Here is a 16,368-nt window from a genome sequence, read left to right as displayed (position 1 = left end):
AACTTGCCACAGTATACTCCTTTAATATTAATAAATAATAGGTATAAAAATAGTCACACCTTACTGATCATTCTATTGAAATAGATATTGTTATTGCTTTAAGCATCGATCTTTATAGTGGATCGTGATCACGATTGCAAACATCTATCTAATAATTTGCCAGAAACTTGCAAAGTATTTATGAGATATTGTGCAATTTTAGCGTGGCTTTATTAGTTTTATGGCAGAGAGATCACCTCCTTTATGCTCCTTTATGATAAGGTGCGAAGCTTATCTTTCGCCTCAATATCTCTGCTATGTCTGACATTAGTAATAGGTAAAAGAATTATCGCGAATTATCATATATATATCTGTAATAAATTGTTATAATCTACGAATATTTTTATATATCTTTCATATTCGATTTATACGTGACTTATACGTCATTTATACGTAGTTTATATATGATTTGTATGTGATCTATATGCACGTGATGTGCATTTTATCTACATTTTTATAACAGCTGTACTCTTAGGGAGTTTTACAAAATGGAAAGAGCAATTAAGAATTGGTGGATGTGGGTCTTGATGGGGATTCTCTACATCATTATGAGTGGTTATCTATTTATCAGCCCCTTAACAAGTTTTATTGTCTTGTCACAGTTTATGGTAGCGTTCTTCTTTGTCACCGGGATCTTTGAAGTGATCTATTCACTGACCAATAGACATGTTGAAGGTTGGGTCTTTAACTTGATTATGGGGATCTTACAGGTCTTTATCGGGGCGTATTTGATTAAGCATGCTAACGAAGGGTTGCCGGAAATGATGATGATTTTCCTCTTTATGTTCTGGTTGATCTTCTACGGTATCTCTGCCATCACCTTCTCCTTTAGCCTTAAAAAAATGGGTGTTGGAAGCTGGTGGTTGACGCTAATTATCGGTATTTTAGGCTTGCTTTTAGGTCTTTCAATGTCCTATTCACCCCTCAATAGTATCGAGATTATTACAACATTGATCGGTGCATATGCATTGGTTGCAGGAATCTATAGCCTCTTCTTCGGTTTTGCTATTCGTCGCCATAGAGCGTAGTGAATAGGTCTCTTAAAAGAGATTTTTAAAAGAGATTATTGGGTAGAGAGCCTCTAATTGATAAGAGGCTCTTTTTTTTTCTTAGGAGAAGGGGTATAGTAGTTCAACAGGTTTTAAATTTATCTTTGGGGCAGGGTGAGAGAGTAATTCTTGATTCCCGACCGGCGGTGATAGTCCGCGAGCGCGAGCTGATATTGGTGCAATTCCAAAACCGACAGTATAGTCTGGATGGTAAAAGATAAATGATTATTAAAGTAGTAATTGAAAGTAGTAATTGATCTTCAATCTTTAGATACTATCTATATGCAACTCATATGCAATCATATGTAACCATATGCAATATTTATAAGTATTCTATTGAGTAAGTAATCTATTGAGCGATGCACTAAGCGGCCTCAATTTTACGATTTCGATTTAAGTGAACGATTCAATTAACGATTCAATTAACGATTCAAGTGATAATTCGATCTTCATCTTCTACAGATTAGAAGATAAGAGAAATGAAAAGAGTTTAATCGACCTATTTCGATCCATATTGAACTATATAGATCCTTGTCGATATGCAACCTTCTCTAAGATAGAGATATCCTGGCCGATATGCCGGCATCTATGAATCGAAACTATCGACTTTAATAAACATCTATCCCGAATCGTTAAAAGCCCCAAGCAGATTGCAAGGGGCTTTTTTAATGCAAAAACAGATTCAACAGCAAGATCTCGATCAAGCGATGATCGATCGCCATTATCTTCTAGAAGCAATAACACTTGCTACGAAGGGGTATGGTGCTGTCTCTCCTAATCCTTATGTTGGTGCAATTTTAGTCAAAGAAGGAGAGGTCATTGGCCGCGGCTACCATCAATATGCCGGAGGCGCTCATGCAGAGGTCAATGCATTACAAGATGCGTTAGATAAAGGGCATCAGCTAGAGGGGTCAACGCTCTATGTAACATTGGAGCCTTGCTGCTTTAGAGGTAAAACGGGAGCTTGTACCGACCTGATCTTAAAAAGTGGGATTGCTCGCGTAGTCACGGCTATGGAAGATCCCAATCCTGCGGTAGCGGGCAAGGGGCATCAAATTTTACAAGATGCTGGTATTGAGGTGGTAACGCATCTTCTTCTTGATGAAGGGGAGAAGCTTATTGAAGTTTTTAGCCATAATCAGCGCCATAAAAAGATCTTTGTCACCTTGAAAGCAGCCTTAAGTCTTGATGGTAAATTAGCAACAAAGCATCGTGATTCACAATGGATTACCGGTGAGGCAGCACGTAAAAGAGCACACTATTATCGCGGATTACATGACCTTATCTTGATCGGCAAGGGAACGCTTTTAGTCGATAATCCCTCTTTAACAGTACGTTATGGTTATAAAACCCCGGCACCAACACGCCTTTTGATGCTCAATGACTTTAGCGGAATCACGACAGATGTGATTACCCAATACCATTTCTTCAATACCGATTTAGCGCCTTCGCTGATTCTTTATGATCAGAAGAATCCACCAGATGAGAAGATTGCCTCATTGCTCCAAGCGCAGGGTGTCCAATTATCTGCTCTTGCCGAGATAACACCAGAAGCGGTGATGGAATATACCTTTAATGCCGGATTTATGAGTCTCTTTATTGAAGGGGGCGCTGCGATCTATGATGCCTTTATCAATGCCGATTGCGTTGACCAATATCTGCTCTTCTACGGCCCTAAATTAATAGGTAGCCCTCAAGCGCTAGAGCTGTGGCATTCAAGCCCGATAGAGCAGCTCCAAGATGCGCCACTAGTGACGATTGAATCGGTGGAGTTACTTGAAGAATCATTTTTAACAGTTGCAAGAAGGAGACGTTAGATGTTTACAGGAATTATTGAAGAGCGCGGAAAAATCATCGCGATGACCCATCATCACAATATCTCTCGATTTACCTTTAGCGCTAAAGTGGTGCTTGGTGATGTCAAATTGGGCGATAGCATTGCGGTAAATGGTGTCTGTTTAACGGTCACGGAATTTGGTGATGATTATTTTAAGGCAGATCTCATGCCTGAGACATTAAAACTAACGGGATTTGATCAATATCAGGTAGGAGCTCTTGTTAATTTGGAGCGAGCACTTCGAATGGGAGATCGTTTAGGCGGGCACATGGTTAGTGGGCATATCGATGGTGAGGCAAAGTTCTTAAGAGTGGATGATCTTGGCGATATTCATGAGCTCACCTTTGAGCTGAAAAATCCCCATGAAGGATTGATTATTCCGAAGGGTTCAATCGCTATCGATGGAATCAGTTTGACCATTATCGCCGTAACAGATCAAACCTTTAAAGTCGGAATTATTCCCCATACCTTTGAGCATACCAATTTAGAGAAGTTGAAGATTGGGGGCAGGGTCAATATTGAGTTCGATATGATCGGCAAATATATCAAAGCACAACAGCAAGAGCGAAAGAGCCTGCAGTTTGAGCAACTCTCCAATTGGGGTTATTAAGAATCTTTAGTGCATAACATTTTCATTTTATAGATCGCTTATTAGATCTTTATAGATCTTTATAGAAATTAGGTAGGAAAAGAGATGGCAACAATATTTCAAGAAGTCGGTTCTGTCGCAAAAGTGAGAGAAGCAATTGAATTTATGAAAAAAGGGGGGATGATTATCGTCACGGATGATGCCTCTCGAGAAAATGAAGGAGATCTGATGATGCCGGCAGAGACCATCACCCCAGAAGATACCAATTTTATGATTCGTCATGCCGGAGGATTGATCTGTGCGCCAATCTCACAAGCATATGCAGATCGATTAGCATTAGCACCAATGGTGGTCGATAACCGAGACCCCTATAAAACAGCATTTACCGTTTCAATCGATTTAGCAACAACTCATACTGGGATCTCGGCATTTGAGAGAACAGAGACACTCAATGCATTAGCAGATGAGAGTAAAACCGGAGCTGATTTTAACCGTCCAGGCCATATCTTTCCGCTTATTGCAAAAGCAGGCGGTGTATTAGAGCGCCGAGGACATACAGAAGCGGCGGTTGATATTGTGACATTAGCAGGATTTAAACCGGCAGCGGTTATCTGTGAGATCTTAAAAGAGAATGGTGAGATGGCACGCGAAAGTGATCTGGTCCCCTATGCTAAAGAGCATGGCTTACCGATTATCTCCATTCAAGATATTGTCAACTATCGCTTAATGTTAGAAGATCAATCGCTTCTGATGCCCTTAAGTGAAGCGACATTACCCACCCAATATGGCACCTTTAAGATCTACTCCTTTCCTAATAAAAATGGTGGTGAACCTCATATGGCCCTTCGTGCTACAGAGGGCAGTGATCTTAAAGAGGCAACGGTCCGTATTCATTCTGAATGTCTTACCGGGGATGTCTTTTCCTCTTTAAAGTGTGATTGTCATGCGCAGCTAGCATTTGGATTAGAAGAGACAGCAAAAGCGAACAATGGAATATTGCTCTATCTGCGTCAAGAGGGGCGTGGAATTGGAATTGTTGAGAAGTTGAAAGCGTATAAGCTACAGGAGGAGGGTTACGATACTATTGTGGCCAACCAGCTTTTAGGTCACGGTGCTGATGAACGAACCTATGATGAAGCTGCTGCAATCTTGAAATTTTTTGGGGTAGAGCGGGTCAATCTATTGACTAATAACCCCGATAAGATTGCGGCTCTTAAAACTGCCGGGATTGAGGTATTAGAGCGTGGCACGCCACGATTTGAGACCGCAGAGAATGCTGATTATTTAGATGTTAAACGTGATCATATGGGGCACAAAGGGCTCGCTCGTTAAGAGCCTTATTGAGCAATATCCTATTGAGTCTCCTATTGAGTAATATCTTATTGAACAGTCGATTTTTTAAATAAATAATAAATTTCTGAACAAGTTTCTGAACAAGTTTCTGAACAAGCTTATGAAAGTTTTAAAAAAGTTTTAAAAAATTTTTAACCATTTGAAAAAAATTAAGAAAATTTAAGAGAAATTAAGAAAGAGAGGAACAGATGAAAGTATTAGAAGGTCAATTAAATATCCAAGGTAAAAAAATCGCTATTGTTGCCGGTCGTTTTAATAGCTTGATTACAAAGCAATTAATTGAAGGTGCTAGAGATGGTTTAGTTCGTAGTGGTATCTCGGAGAGTGATATTACTCTTGCATGGGTTCCAGGAGCGTATGAGATTCCTTTAATTGCCAAAAAATTTGCAGAGAAGAGTGATATCGATGCTGTTATCTGCTTAGGTGCTGTGATTCGTGGTGCAACGGCGCATTTTGAGTATGTTGCCGGTGAAGTCGCTAAAGGGGTGAGCCGTGTAGGTTTAGAGAGTGGTAAGCCGGTGATGTTTGGTGTTTTAACGGTTGATACTATTGAACAAGCGTTAGAGCGTGCTGGTACAAAAGCAGGGAATAATGGTTTTGCTGCGGCGATGGGTGTTGTGGAAATGTTGAGCTTGATTGATGAAATCGCGTAGCATGCAAGAGTGTTTTTAAGGTTTCCTTTTATCGTGTAATCTTGCTATCATGAGCGCGGAATAAGGTGCAATAACAAAACAGTATTAAAGAGAATAAGAACAAAGTTATTGATAAAAGCCTTAATATAGAGTTTTTAAAGGATTTAGCAGACTATTTTTTTATTAACTTAGGAGGTCAACATGAGTAATGTAAACTCATTAAATACTCTCTCTACCTTAAAAGTAGGGGATAAAGAGTACCACTACCACTCAATCAAAAAAGCAGAAGAGAAATTAGGTGATCTTTCCCGTTTACCTAAATCGATGAAAGTTCTTTTAGAGAACTTACTTCGCTTTGAAGATAATGTTACCGTAAATGCTGACGATATCGCAGCGATCGGTGAGTGGGCGAAGAATCGTTCATCTAAACGTGAAATCCAATATCGTCCTGCACGTGTTTTAATGCAAGACTTTACTGGTGTACCTGCTGTTGTTGACTTAGCAGCAATGCGTGATGCGATGGTAAAAGCGGGTGGTGATGCAAAACATATCAATCCATTAGCACCTGTAGACCTTGTTATCGACCACTCAGTAATGATCGATAAATTTGGTACAAATGCAGCGTTTGAAGAGAACGTTAAGCTCGAAATGGAGCGTAATGGTGAGCGTTATGAGTTCCTTAAATGGGGTCAAAATGCATTTGATAACTTCCGTGTTGTTCCTCCAGGAACAGGAATCTGTCACCAAGTAAACCTTGAGTATCTCTCACAAGTTGCATGGACTAACGAGAAAGATGGCAAAACTTGGATTATGCCAGATACATGTGTTGGAACTGACTCACATACACCAATGGTGAATGGTCTTTCAGTCCTTGCATGGGGTGTGGGTGGTATCGAAGCGGAAGCTGCGATCCTCGGCCAGCCAATCTCAATGGTCATCCCTGAAGTAATTGGTTTTAAATTAACTGGTAAATTGAAAGAGGGTGTAACAGCAACTGACTTAGTCTTAACGATTGTTGAGATGCTCCGTAAGAAAGGTGTTGTTGGTAAATTTGTTGAGTACTACGGTGATGGACTTAAAGAGCTTCCATTAGCAGACCGTGCAACAATCTCTAACATGGCGCCTGAGTATGGTGCAACGGTTGGTTTCTTCCCAGTAGATCAGATCACACTCGACTACATGCGCTTAACAGGCCGTGATGAAGAAGTGATTGCAAGAACTGAAAGCTATGCTAAAGAGCAAGGCTTCTGGGGTAATGATAATGATGAGCCACTCTTCACAGATACGCTCGAACTCGATCTTGGTAGCGTAGAGCCAAGCATGGCAGGTCCAAAGCGTCCTCAAGACCGTGTGACTTTACCAAATCTTAAATCAGCATTTGATAAATTTGTTGAAGATTCAAAAGAAGATCTCGAGCTTTCAGCAGATATCACGTTAGATGGTAAAACAGAAACGCTTCACCAAGGGGATGTTGTTTTTGCAGCGATCACCTCATGTACAAACACTTCTAACCCAAGTGTTATGATGGCAGCGGGCTTAGTTGCTGAGAAAGCAGCGAAACTCGGTTTAACACGTAAGCCATGGGTGAAAACTTCTTTAGCACCTGGCTCTAAAGTTGTTAGTGAATATCTCGATAAAGCAGGTTTAACTAAGTATCTTGATGAAGTTGGCTTCAACTTAACAGGTTACGGTTGTACTGCATGTATCGGTAACTCAGGTCCATTGATTAAAGAAGTGGGCGAAGCGATCGATCAAAACGATTTCACAATGGCAGCTGTGATCTCAGGTAACCGTAACTTTGAAGGTCGTATCCATCCACAAATCAAAACGAACTGGATTGCTTCACCACCATTAGTTGTTGCATTTGCAATTGCAGGGACAACTCGTATCGATATCTCTAAAGATCCGATCGCTCAAGATAAAGATGGTAAAGATATTTACCTCAAAGATATCTGGCCTTCAAATCATGAGATTGCAGAAGCAGTTGCTAAAGTTGATGGTACAATGTTCCGTAAAGGTTATGAAGGTGTCTTCGATGGTGATGCTCACTGGCAAGCGCTTGATGTTGATAAGACAGAGACATTCCAATGGAATGAGAAATCAACTTATGTTCAACATCCTCCATACTTTGAGAAAATTGACCAACCCGTTGAAGCGGTTAAATCGATCGAAAATGCAAACGTTCTTGCATACTTTGGTGATTCAATCACAACAGACCATATCTCTCCAGCAGGGGTAATTATGGCAGGTTCACCAGCCGGTCTCTATCTCCAAGATAAAGGTGTAGCGCCTAAAGACTTTAACTCTTATGGATCACGTCGTGGTAACCATGAAGTAATGATCCGTGGTACATTCGCAAATATCCGTATTCGTAACAAGATGTTAACGGATGTTGAAGGTGGATATACAAAACATATCCCATCAGGCGAGACAATGCCGATCTATGATGCCGCAGTACGCTATGCAGAAGAGAATACGCCATTAATCGTTCTTGCGGGTAAAGAGTATGGTTCAGGTTCAAGCCGTGACTGGGCAGCAAAAGGTCCAAACCTTTTAGGTGTTAAAGCAGTTATTGCTGAGAGCTATGAGCGTATTCACCGTTCTAACCTTATCGGTATGGGAATCCTTGCACTTCAGTACAAAGATGGTCAAAATGCTGAAAGCTTAGGTTTAACAGGTGAAGAGTCATTTACAATTGCATTAGATGACAATATCAAGCCAGGTCAAGATATCGAAGTCGTAGCACGTAAAGCAGATGGTAGTGAGGTGAAATTCACTGTTCTTTGCCGTATCGATACCCTTAATGAAGTAGATTACTACAAATCAGGCGGTATCTTACATTACGTTCTTCGTGAGATGATCAAAGAGCATAAATAATTATCGGCTATTGATAAGTAGATGCTTATAAACGAAAAGAGATGCAGATTGTTGCATCTCTTTTTTTGTTTTATGTAATAATACTAAGTAAAAGTTAACAAAAATTTAATAGAAAGTTTAATAGAAAGTTTAATAGAAAGTTTAATAGAAAGTTTAATAGAAAGTTTAATAGAAAGTTAGCAGACAATTTTAGATAAGATAGGTAGCAAGAAATTAAGATATTAGTTGATGTTATATCATGGTACCGCAGAGGTATTTAGTTGATATCTTTGATGTTTAATAAGGAGAAAATCGATGAAGTTAATCATAAAAGTAGCTTCTTTATTTGCGATTGTTGCTGTTGTAACAGCCTGTTCAACTTGGGATGGGATGAGCAATAAAGAGAAGGGCATGGTCATCGGTACAGGTGCTGGTGCAGTCGCTGGTGCTGCGGTGACAGATACGATTTTAGGTACAGGGATTGGCGCTGCTGTAGGTGGTGTAATCGGTAACGAAGTTGGTAAAGCCCTCTAAATTAGAGCGATCTGCAACAAATTTTGCTAGCTTACTAATCGTTAGTTGTAATCATCAATTTTTAATTAGACCCGTAGAGTAGTAGTTTTCTACGGGTTTTTTATCGTTTATTATCTATCATCTATTATCTACCGCCTGAAGCTGTGCAGTTGTATAAGCTTTATAGGCTAATGGGATTTCCCTTTAATTTTACCTAATTCACTCTCTTGCCGGCTCTCCCAGCGCTTTTTGGCCAATAGACGCATATCGGGAACAAGATCATGCTCATCGAGAATCTCTTCGCCAATCAGCTTCTCTAAGATATCTTCTAAGGTAATAATACCGAGCCAAGTCCCATACTCATCATAGATAAAGGCAAGGTGTTGTTGCTCATCGAGTAGTTTACGAAAAGCATTTTTAACGCTGATCGTATCGGGAAAAACAAGAGGCTCTTCCGCTAGATCCATAATCTTTTCGCCGCCTTGTGCTACTTTAAGGAGATCATGACGAAAAAATATACCTAATGGATTCTCCTCATCATCAATAATGGGATATCGTGAAAATTGATGTTTTTCAATAAGATCCGTCAATTCTTGAGGATCGATATCCGGCTTAATTGCCGTTGTTACAACACGCGGAGTCATAATTGAGGTGATATCAACCTCATTGAGATCTAATACGTTAGCAATCACCTGCTGCTCTTTTGTCTCAATCTTCCCAAGCTCTTTCGCCAATTGTGATAGTGCCTTTATTTCAGCACGAAGATTGATCTCCTCCTTATTATTGCCAATAATGCGCAAAATCCGATCTGAAAGCCAGATAAAAGGGCGAAGAATTAGAATCATCGGATTGAGAATTCCCGGTAGGGTTGGCGCTATCTGACGCCAATATTTCGCCCCTAAAACCTTAGGGATAATCTCTGAAAGGATCAAAATAAGAATCGTCATAACAGCGGAAGCTACTCCTAAATAAGCGCTTCCATAGAGTGCTGTTACTTGAGCACCAACACCGGCAGCACCAGCCGTATGGGCAATAGTATTGAGTGTTAAGATTGCGACTAATGGTCGATCAATCTTATCTCTTAGCGCTTTTAAACGAAGATAGAGCTGGGGTGATCGCTCTTTTTGCTGCGAGATAAAGGTGGGCGTTAATGAGAGTAGCGTCGCCTCTAATATCGAACAGAGAAACGAGACGGCAATAGAAAGAATAACGGTAAGTGTCAGTAGAACCATAATGACTCTAAAAATAGAAAAGAAGAGTCAATTATAACGAATTATTCATGCCTCTGCTGTAGCAATCATCGCTTTAGGCTGCATCTTCGCCTTGTTTCACCTTATTCCACCTTATTTTTCTTTATTCTCTCTTTATCCGACTCAGGCAGCAGGCCAGTTGGGCAATTCCGTAATAAAAAAAATTGATGAGACTCTTTTTAATAAGATTAAATAGATCTATTAATATAATTCATTTTCATAATGATCAAAAAAGTATTAATCTGCAGTGGTAGGGTCGATTAAGCAGAGTGGATCGATCATCATCCGATCATTCTTCATTGAGAGGATCTTACATCAATGTTTAACACTTCAGCAGAAGGATAACTTTATGAGCGATAAAAAATATTTTACAACCGCAGCAGGTGCTCCCGTTGCGAATAACCAAGATTCTTTAACCGCAGGTCGTCGTGGACCAATGTTGCTTCAAGATGTCTGGTTTTTAGAGAAATTAGCCCACTTTGATCGTGAAGTTATTCCTGAGCGACGGATGCATGCAAAAGGATCGGGAGCTTTCGGGAAATTCACCGTTACCCATGATATTACCCAATATACCAGTGCAAAAATCTTCTCAGAAATTGGTAAAGAGACAGAGATGTTTGCTCGCTTTTCAACCGTTGCCGGCGAGCGCGGTGCGGCTGATACGGAGCGTGATATTCGAGGATTTGCGCTTCGTTTCTACACCGAAGAGGGAAATTGGGATCTAGTCGGTAACAATACGCCGGTCTTCTTTTTCCGTGATCCTTTAAAATTCCCTGATCTTAATCATGCCATTAAACGTGATCCACATACCAATATGCGCTGTCCTAATGCTAACTGGGATTTCTGGACATCGTTACCGGAAGCGCTTCATCAAATCACCATTACCATGAGTGACCGTGGTATTCCAAAGTCATATCGTCATATGCATGGATTTGGAAGCCATACCTTTAGTTTTATCAATAAAGAGAGAGAGCGTTTCTGGGTAAAATTCCACTTCCATACACGTCAAGGGATTGAGAACTTAACCGATAGCGAAGCAGAAAAGATTGTTGGTAAAGATCGGGAAGCGAGTCAACGTGATCTACACAATGCGATTGCCGAAGGAGATTATCCAAAATGGGATATGTTTATCCAGGTGATGACGCTTGAAGAGGCAGAAAAGATGCCTTACAACCCCTTTGATCTCACCAAAGTTTGGTATAAAAAGGATTTTCCATTGATTCCGGTAGGAACATTTGAGCTTAATCGTAATCCTGATAACTACTTCCAAGATGTTGAGCAAGCAGCCTTCAATCCGGCTCATGTTGTTCCAGGAATTGGTTTCTCACCAGATAGAATGCTACAAGGTCGACTCTTCTCTTACGGGGATGCTCAGCGCTACCGTTTAGGAGTTAATCATCATCAGATCCCTGTTAACTCTCCTAAATGTCCTGTTCATAGCTACCATCGTGATGGAGCAATGCGTGTTGATGGTAACCAAGGACGCCGTATTGCTTATGAGCCCAATAGTTATAGTGAGTGGACTGAAGCTCGTCACTTAGAAGAGCCAGAACTCGATCTTATCGGACCGGCAACGCGTTGGGATTTCCATGAAGATGATAATCACTATTTTGAGCAACCGGGCAAACTTTTCCGATTAATGACACCTGAAGAGCAGCAACGTCTCTTTGAGAATACGGCTCGAAATATGGGTGATAGCGAAGAGCAGATCAAAAAACGTCATATCTATCACTGCTATCAAGCAGATCCAGCCTATGGAAAAGGTGTGGCAGAAGCGTTAGGAATCGATATTAAGAGTGTTATTCCTGCGTAATTGAGGTAAACTAACTCCGTTCTAATCTTATCGCTGACCAAATCTTCTATTGCAGAGGGTAAAAGATAAGATTAGACCTGAATTTGAGTGAAAGAGGTAACAGTCTCTATTGCTAAATTGCGGATTCTTAAAACATTGAATTAATATTGAATTAACATTGGATTAAGTATTCTCCTTAGAGCAATATCTGTAATCTCTTATTGGAAATGCCCCATTTCTATCTTCGATCTTTTGATCTAATAGTAGAAATTGGGGCATCTTTTTTAGCTAAATTTGCTTGTTTTTGCTTATTTTAGATTCTTTAGATTATTTCAAATCATTTCAAATCATTTCAAATCATTTCAAATCATTTCAAATCATTTCAGATTTTTAATAGTCTATCTATAGTGGCATTTAATGACTTGTAGTCGCTCTTTAATTGCTTCCGAGCTTTTCTGCTGGTGCTTTGTGGAAACGAAGCAGAAGATAACCTAAAACTCCCGAAAGAATAGATCCTAAGAAGACACCAATCTTACTGAGATCTTGTAATTCTGCCGAGGTGAAGGCCAACATGCTAATAAAGAGACTCATCGTAAAACCGATTCCGCAGAGTAGGGCGATACCATAAACCTGCAACCAAGTCGCACCACTTGGGCGCTTGAAAATTCCCAATTTTTCTCCGATAAAGACCATTCCAAAAACGCCGATCTGTTTTCCGACAAAGAGTCCTAATGTTACCCCTAAAACAACAGGATGGGTCAACATGGAGAAATCAAATCCTTTGAGAGAGACACCGGCATTGGCTAATCCAAAGAGCGGAATAATTAAGAAGCTGACCCAATTGCTAAGCGCATGCTCCCAAGCGATAAGCGGTGTTTCACCTCTTTTATTCTCTTTAACGCCATTAAGCGGAATTGTCATTGCTAAGACAACACCCGCGAGCGTGGCATGAATCCCTGATTTTAAGACAACAAACCAGAGGATAGCGCCCACAATGATATAGACGAGTGGTTGGGTGATTCGGCGGTAATTACAGAAGATCAAAATGATCAAACAGAGAAGCGCCGCTAAAAGATAACTCAATTGTAAGGAGTCACTATAGAAGAGCGCAATGATTAAAATAGCCGCTAAATCATCGATAATCGCTAATGCGGTTAAGAAAATCTTTAAAGAGACCGGGACGCGACTTCCTAAAAGTGCGACAATCCCAAGAGCAAAGGCAATATCGGTTGCGGTAGGAATCGCCCAGCCTTGAAGCGCTACAGAATCGGCACGATTAAGAGTAAAGTAGATCAATGCCGGCACCGCTAATCCTGCAAAAGCTGCTAAGCCTGGTAAAATACGTTGAGCATTTGTTGCAAGTTCTCCACTAATAAATTCTCGTTTCAATTCGAGACCGACATAGAGGAAGAAAATTGCCATCAAAGCATCATTAATCCAATGAAGTACCGATAAGCCGGCAACATAACTATTTAAAATAGAGAAATAGAGTTCTGATAGTGCACTATTGGCGAGAATAAGACCAATAATTGCCGAAAGCATTAAGATAATGCCACCGGCAGTTGGAAGTGTAAAAAAGTACTTAATTTTCTGATACATCTTGGCTCCTTAAAGTGAGTCAGGTGTTTGTAATTTTCATTGATATTTTCAACGTGAAATTTCAGTGTACTAAAATTTTCCGTGACAAAATATTGAAATTTACGCAGATTATGGGTGAAAATTACCCAAAGAATAGCTTAAATCACCTCTAATCTCTCAACCTTACTCTCGCAGAGTCCTTAAGCTCTTTTCTCAAATCCTCCTTTTTTAGCCGATCTTATCACAATATTGGGGAACAATTTTAGAAGCGGGACCATAATAAGCCTCATCAAAGAGGGTTGCTCCTTTTGTCGGTTCAAGGTTGAGTTCAACGCTATGCGGCCCCACCATTTTCGCAAGTTCAACAAAGCCAGCTGCGGGATAGACATTTCCCGAGGTACCGATGGAGAGAAAGAGATCTGCATTTTCTAACGCTTTATAGATTCGTTCCATCTCTAGCGGCATCTCCCCAAACCAAACAATATGGGGGCGGAGATTTCCTCGCTGTTGGCAACAGGGGCAGAGGCTCTCTATCGTCACCGGTTGCTGCCAATCAAAAATCATTTCGGTCTCTAAACAACGAACTTTAAGAAGCTCTCCATGCATATGAATTAATCGTTTTGATCCCGCTCGCTCATGGAGATTATCGACATTTTGGGTTACAAGAAGAAAGTGATCTCCTAAGCGTTCCTCTAATTTCGCTAAGGCAAAGTGAGCGGCATTAGGCTTGATGCTTTCTTCTTGCAGTTGTGCTCGGCGGTCATTATAAAACTGCTGCACTAATTGTGGATTTCGTCTAAACCCCTGTGGTGATGCCACCTCTTCAATAGGATGATTCTCCCAAAGGCCATCCGCGGCGCGAAAGGTGCGAATGCCAGATTCAGCAGAGATGCCGGCTCCTGTTAAAACAACTACCTTAGGCTTTACTCCGGGTAATTTCCTTCTAAATGATTCTCTCTTGCTCTCTCTTTTCATCTCTTATCTCCTTATTTCTTATCTCAGTATTCTCAAGTTCTCAGTCTTTAAATATTAAAATACCCAAATACCCAAATACCCAAATACCCAAATGCTCAGTGACTTCACGCTTCAAAATATTTTTCAATAAATAATTTTTTAATAATTGGTTTTTAATAATTAGTTTTTAATAACTTAATAATAACCCAATAAAAATAGCTCAATCAACAAATAACGAAACTGCCAAGCGGGCAAACAGACAAATAACAATAATTTGATAATAATAACGATAACAAAATATTCGTAATCATTGATAATGACATTCCTTAAAAGAGTGTTAAAATGTCGACATAATTCGTTAAATTTTGATCAGACCTGGCGCTGATCAATTAGCGCTTGATCAATAATAATATTGTGATGAGGGTAGAGTAATGGGAACTATTTTGATTAAAAATGGCATTATTGTCGATACAGATCATGAGTATCGTGCCAATCTATTGACTGATGGTGAAAAGATCGTTGCGATTACCGATCAGCTTCTACCGGCGGATGAAGTGATTGATGCCGAAGGAAAATATCTTCTTCCCGGGGGAATTGATGAGCATACCCATCTCGGTTCATTTGGTGGAATGGGCTTTGAAACAACCCATGCAGCCCTTGCCGGGGGGACAACAATGGTGATCGACTTTGCTCCTATGCATGAAGGGGAGACCTTCAGTGAAGCGATTGAAGCGCATGACCAAACGGCGGCCGGAATCGCAAGCTGTGACTATGCTTTCCACTCGATGGTGATGGGCGGTGGGCATAAGGGACTCTTTGATGATGTGAAGAATCTCCCGAAACATGGTGTCTCAACCATTAAGTTATTGATGGGATATAAGGGGAGTGAGTATTACTCAAATGATGAGACCATTATGCACTGTATGCGAGAAGCGAGAAAATATGGGGTAACCACAATGCTCCATTGTGAAAATAGCGATATGATCTCCTACTTGACTGAAATTTTAGAGAAGGAGCATCCTGAGCAGACGATCGATCATTACTATTCGCGCTTGCCGATTACAGAAGTAGAGGCGACTCATCGAGGGATCGATATGGCAATCTTAACGCGTGCGCCACTCTTTATTGTTCATGTCACATTGGAAGATTCGATGTTAGCGATCCGCGATGCCTATCTTAAAGGGTATCCTATCTATGGTGAAACTTGCACTCACTACTTAACGCTCGATAAATCTTATCTTGGACTGCCCAATTTTGAAGGGGCTAAATATGTCTGTGCACCTCCTTTGAGAAGTAAATCGAATCAAGCACCTCTCTGGGAAGGGCTTCGCCGAGGTTGGTTAACGGCAGCAAGTTCCGATCACTGTGCTTTAGTGGGCGGATTTCAGAAGAAGAAGGAGGGATATGGCGATTTTGCAAAAATTCCTAATGGCATTCCCGGCATGCAAGAGCGGATGTCGATGCTCTGGACCTATGGTGTTGAAGCAGGCCATATTAGCCGGCAAAAATTTGTAGAGATTACGGCAAGTAATCCCGCAAAATTGATCAACCTTCCGCATAAAGGGCGTATTGCTGTGGGCTGTGATGCGGATATTTTAATTTGGGATCAAAATTATGAAGGTGTGATTCATAATAGCGATCTCTGCCACGGAATCGACTATTCTGCATTTGAAGGATTTAAAATTAAAGGGCGTGCAGATAAAGTTTTCCTTCGGGGAAAATTGATGGCGGAGAAGGGGAAATTTGTTGGTGAGAAAGGGCAAGGAAGACGCCAATATGCAAAACCCTTTGGTCGCTGCTTCGATTACTTAAAACATTCTCCAGAACCTCTAACTTAGTTTGATGATTCGATCTCATCATCATTTGCCATAAGTGTAATAAGTTAATTTAAGAGAGTAAGAGAAGTATAGTCCTCCCACTTTCGAT

Annotated in this window: 12 protein-coding genes and 1 riboswitch; of the genes, 9 read left to right on the top strand and 3 right to left on the bottom strand. The window is 40.6% G+C overall.

What is annotated here, in order from left to right:
- Window positions 1-527: 527 nt before the first annotated feature.
- The 7 genes from DC077_RS02065 (at window position 528) to DC077_RS02035 (ending at window position 8,889) form a co-directional block, all read left to right on the top strand.
- Window positions 528-1,067 carry an HdeD family acid-resistance protein gene (locus DC077_RS02065; protein ID WP_109201095.1) on the top strand — a complete coding sequence of 180 codons (540 nt, stop codon included), beginning with the start codon at window positions 528-530 and terminating at the stop codon, window positions 1,065-1,067.
- Window positions 1,068-1,184: 117 nt separating this feature from the next.
- Window positions 1,185-1,311, top strand: a riboswitch (FMN riboswitch).
- Window positions 1,312-1,756: 445 nt separating this feature from the next.
- Window positions 1,757-2,905: a bifunctional diaminohydroxyphosphoribosylaminopyrimidine deaminase/5-amino-6-(5-phosphoribosylamino)uracil reductase RibD gene (ribD, locus tag DC077_RS02060; RefSeq protein ID WP_109201094.1), complete on the top strand. Its 1,149-nt coding sequence runs from the start codon at window positions 1,757-1,759 to the stop codon at window positions 2,903-2,905.
- Window positions 2,906-3,535, top strand: a complete 630-nt coding sequence (locus DC077_RS02055) for a riboflavin synthase (protein WP_109201093.1) — start codon at window positions 2,906-2,908, stop codon at window positions 3,533-3,535. It begins immediately after the preceding gene.
- Window positions 3,536-3,619: 84 nt separating this feature from the next.
- Window positions 3,620-4,846 (top strand): 3,4-dihydroxy-2-butanone-4-phosphate synthase, encoded by a 1,227-nt coding sequence (gene ribB, locus DC077_RS02050; protein WP_109201092.1) that lies wholly within the window; start codon window positions 3,620-3,622, stop codon window positions 4,844-4,846.
- A 209-nt stretch (window positions 4,847-5,055) separates the two neighbouring features.
- Complete coding sequence (gene ribH, locus DC077_RS02045) at window positions 5,056-5,520, top strand: 6,7-dimethyl-8-ribityllumazine synthase (RefSeq protein ID WP_109201091.1); 465 nt, start codon at window positions 5,056-5,058, stop codon at window positions 5,518-5,520.
- Window positions 5,521-5,700: 180 nt separating this feature from the next.
- Entirely contained in the window at window positions 5,701-8,376 is a 2,676-nt protein-coding gene (acnA, locus tag DC077_RS02040; protein ID WP_109201090.1) for an aconitate hydratase AcnA, read from the top strand.
- A 294-nt stretch (window positions 8,377-8,670) separates the two neighbouring features.
- Entirely contained in the window at window positions 8,671-8,889 is a 219-nt protein-coding gene (locus DC077_RS02035) for a glycine zipper 2TM domain-containing protein (RefSeq protein ID WP_094568009.1), read from the top strand.
- A gap of 167 nt (window positions 8,890-9,056) precedes the next feature.
- Here DC077_RS02035 and DC077_RS02030 read toward each other — a convergent pair whose 3' ends face one another.
- Complete coding sequence (locus DC077_RS02030; protein ID WP_109201089.1) at window positions 9,057-10,100, bottom strand: CNNM domain-containing protein; 1,044 nt, start codon at window positions 10,098-10,100, stop codon at window positions 9,057-9,059.
- A 367-nt stretch (window positions 10,101-10,467) separates the two neighbouring features.
- Here DC077_RS02030 and DC077_RS02025 point away from each other — a divergent pair, with 367 nt between their 5' ends.
- Window positions 10,468-11,931: a catalase gene (locus DC077_RS02025; protein ID WP_094568011.1), complete on the top strand. Its 1,464-nt coding sequence runs from the start codon at window positions 10,468-10,470 to the stop codon at window positions 11,929-11,931.
- Window positions 11,932-12,345: 414 nt separating this feature from the next.
- On the opposite strand, the gene nhaA is transcribed toward DC077_RS02025, so the two are convergent.
- On the bottom strand, window positions 12,346-13,509 hold the full coding sequence (gene nhaA, locus DC077_RS02020) for a Na+/H+ antiporter NhaA (RefSeq protein ID WP_109201088.1): 1,164 nt from the start codon (window positions 13,507-13,509) through the stop codon (window positions 12,346-12,348).
- 207 nt (window positions 13,510-13,716) lie between these two features.
- Window positions 13,717-14,463 carry a Sir2 family NAD+-dependent deacetylase gene (cobB, locus tag DC077_RS02015; RefSeq protein WP_109201087.1) on the bottom strand — a complete coding sequence of 249 codons (747 nt, stop codon included), beginning with the start codon at window positions 14,461-14,463 and terminating at the stop codon, window positions 13,717-13,719.
- A gap of 410 nt (window positions 14,464-14,873) precedes the next feature.
- On the opposite strand from cobB, the gene hydA reads away from it, so the two are divergent.
- Entirely contained in the window at window positions 14,874-16,280 is a 1,407-nt protein-coding gene (hydA, locus tag DC077_RS02010; protein ID WP_109201086.1) for a dihydropyrimidinase, read from the top strand.
- Window positions 16,281-16,368 lie beyond the last annotated feature (88 nt).

Origin of the sequence: Ignatzschineria cameli, assembly GCF_003121895.1 — a bacterium.
In the GTDB taxonomy this organism is placed as follows: domain Bacteria; phylum Pseudomonadota; class Gammaproteobacteria; order Cardiobacteriales; family Wohlfahrtiimonadaceae; genus Ignatzschineria; species Ignatzschineria cameli.
Note: the sequence above shows the minus strand (reverse complement) of the source record. Positions and strands in the feature narration are given on the sequence as shown.

Excerpts from the sequence above, each read along its gene's own strand:
- ribD (WP_109201094.1), top strand. The coding sequence starts at position 1,757 with ATGCAAAAACAGATTCAACAGCAAGATCTCGATCAAGCGATGATCGAT.
- hydA (WP_109201086.1), top strand. The coding sequence starts at position 14,874 with ATGGGAACTATTTTGATTAAAAATGGCATTATTGTCGATACAGATCAT.
- DC077_RS02025 (WP_094568011.1), top strand. The coding sequence starts at position 10,468 with ATGAGCGATAAAAAATATTTTACAACCGCAGCAGGTGCTCCCGTTGCG.
- DC077_RS02065 (WP_109201095.1), top strand. The coding sequence starts at position 528 with ATGGAAAGAGCAATTAAGAATTGGTGGATGTGGGTCTTGATGGGGATT.
- DC077_RS02035 (WP_094568009.1), top strand. The coding sequence starts at position 8,671 with ATGAAGTTAATCATAAAAGTAGCTTCTTTATTTGCGATTGTTGCTGTT.
- cobB (WP_109201087.1), bottom strand. The coding sequence starts at position 14,463 with ATGAAAAGAGAGAGCAAGAGAGAATCATTTAGAAGGAAATTACCCGGA.
- nhaA (WP_109201088.1), bottom strand. The coding sequence starts at position 13,509 with ATGTATCAGAAAATTAAGTACTTTTTTACACTTCCAACTGCCGGTGGC.
- ribB (WP_109201092.1), top strand. The coding sequence starts at position 3,620 with ATGGCAACAATATTTCAAGAAGTCGGTTCTGTCGCAAAAGTGAGAGAA.
- ribH (WP_109201091.1), top strand. The coding sequence starts at position 5,056 with ATGAAAGTATTAGAAGGTCAATTAAATATCCAAGGTAAAAAAATCGCT.
- DC077_RS02030 (WP_109201089.1), bottom strand. The coding sequence starts at position 10,100 with ATGGTTCTACTGACACTTACCGTTATTCTTTCTATTGCCGTCTCGTTT.
- DC077_RS02055 (WP_109201093.1), top strand. The coding sequence starts at position 2,906 with ATGTTTACAGGAATTATTGAAGAGCGCGGAAAAATCATCGCGATGACC.
- acnA (WP_109201090.1), top strand. The coding sequence starts at position 5,701 with ATGAGTAATGTAAACTCATTAAATACTCTCTCTACCTTAAAAGTAGGG.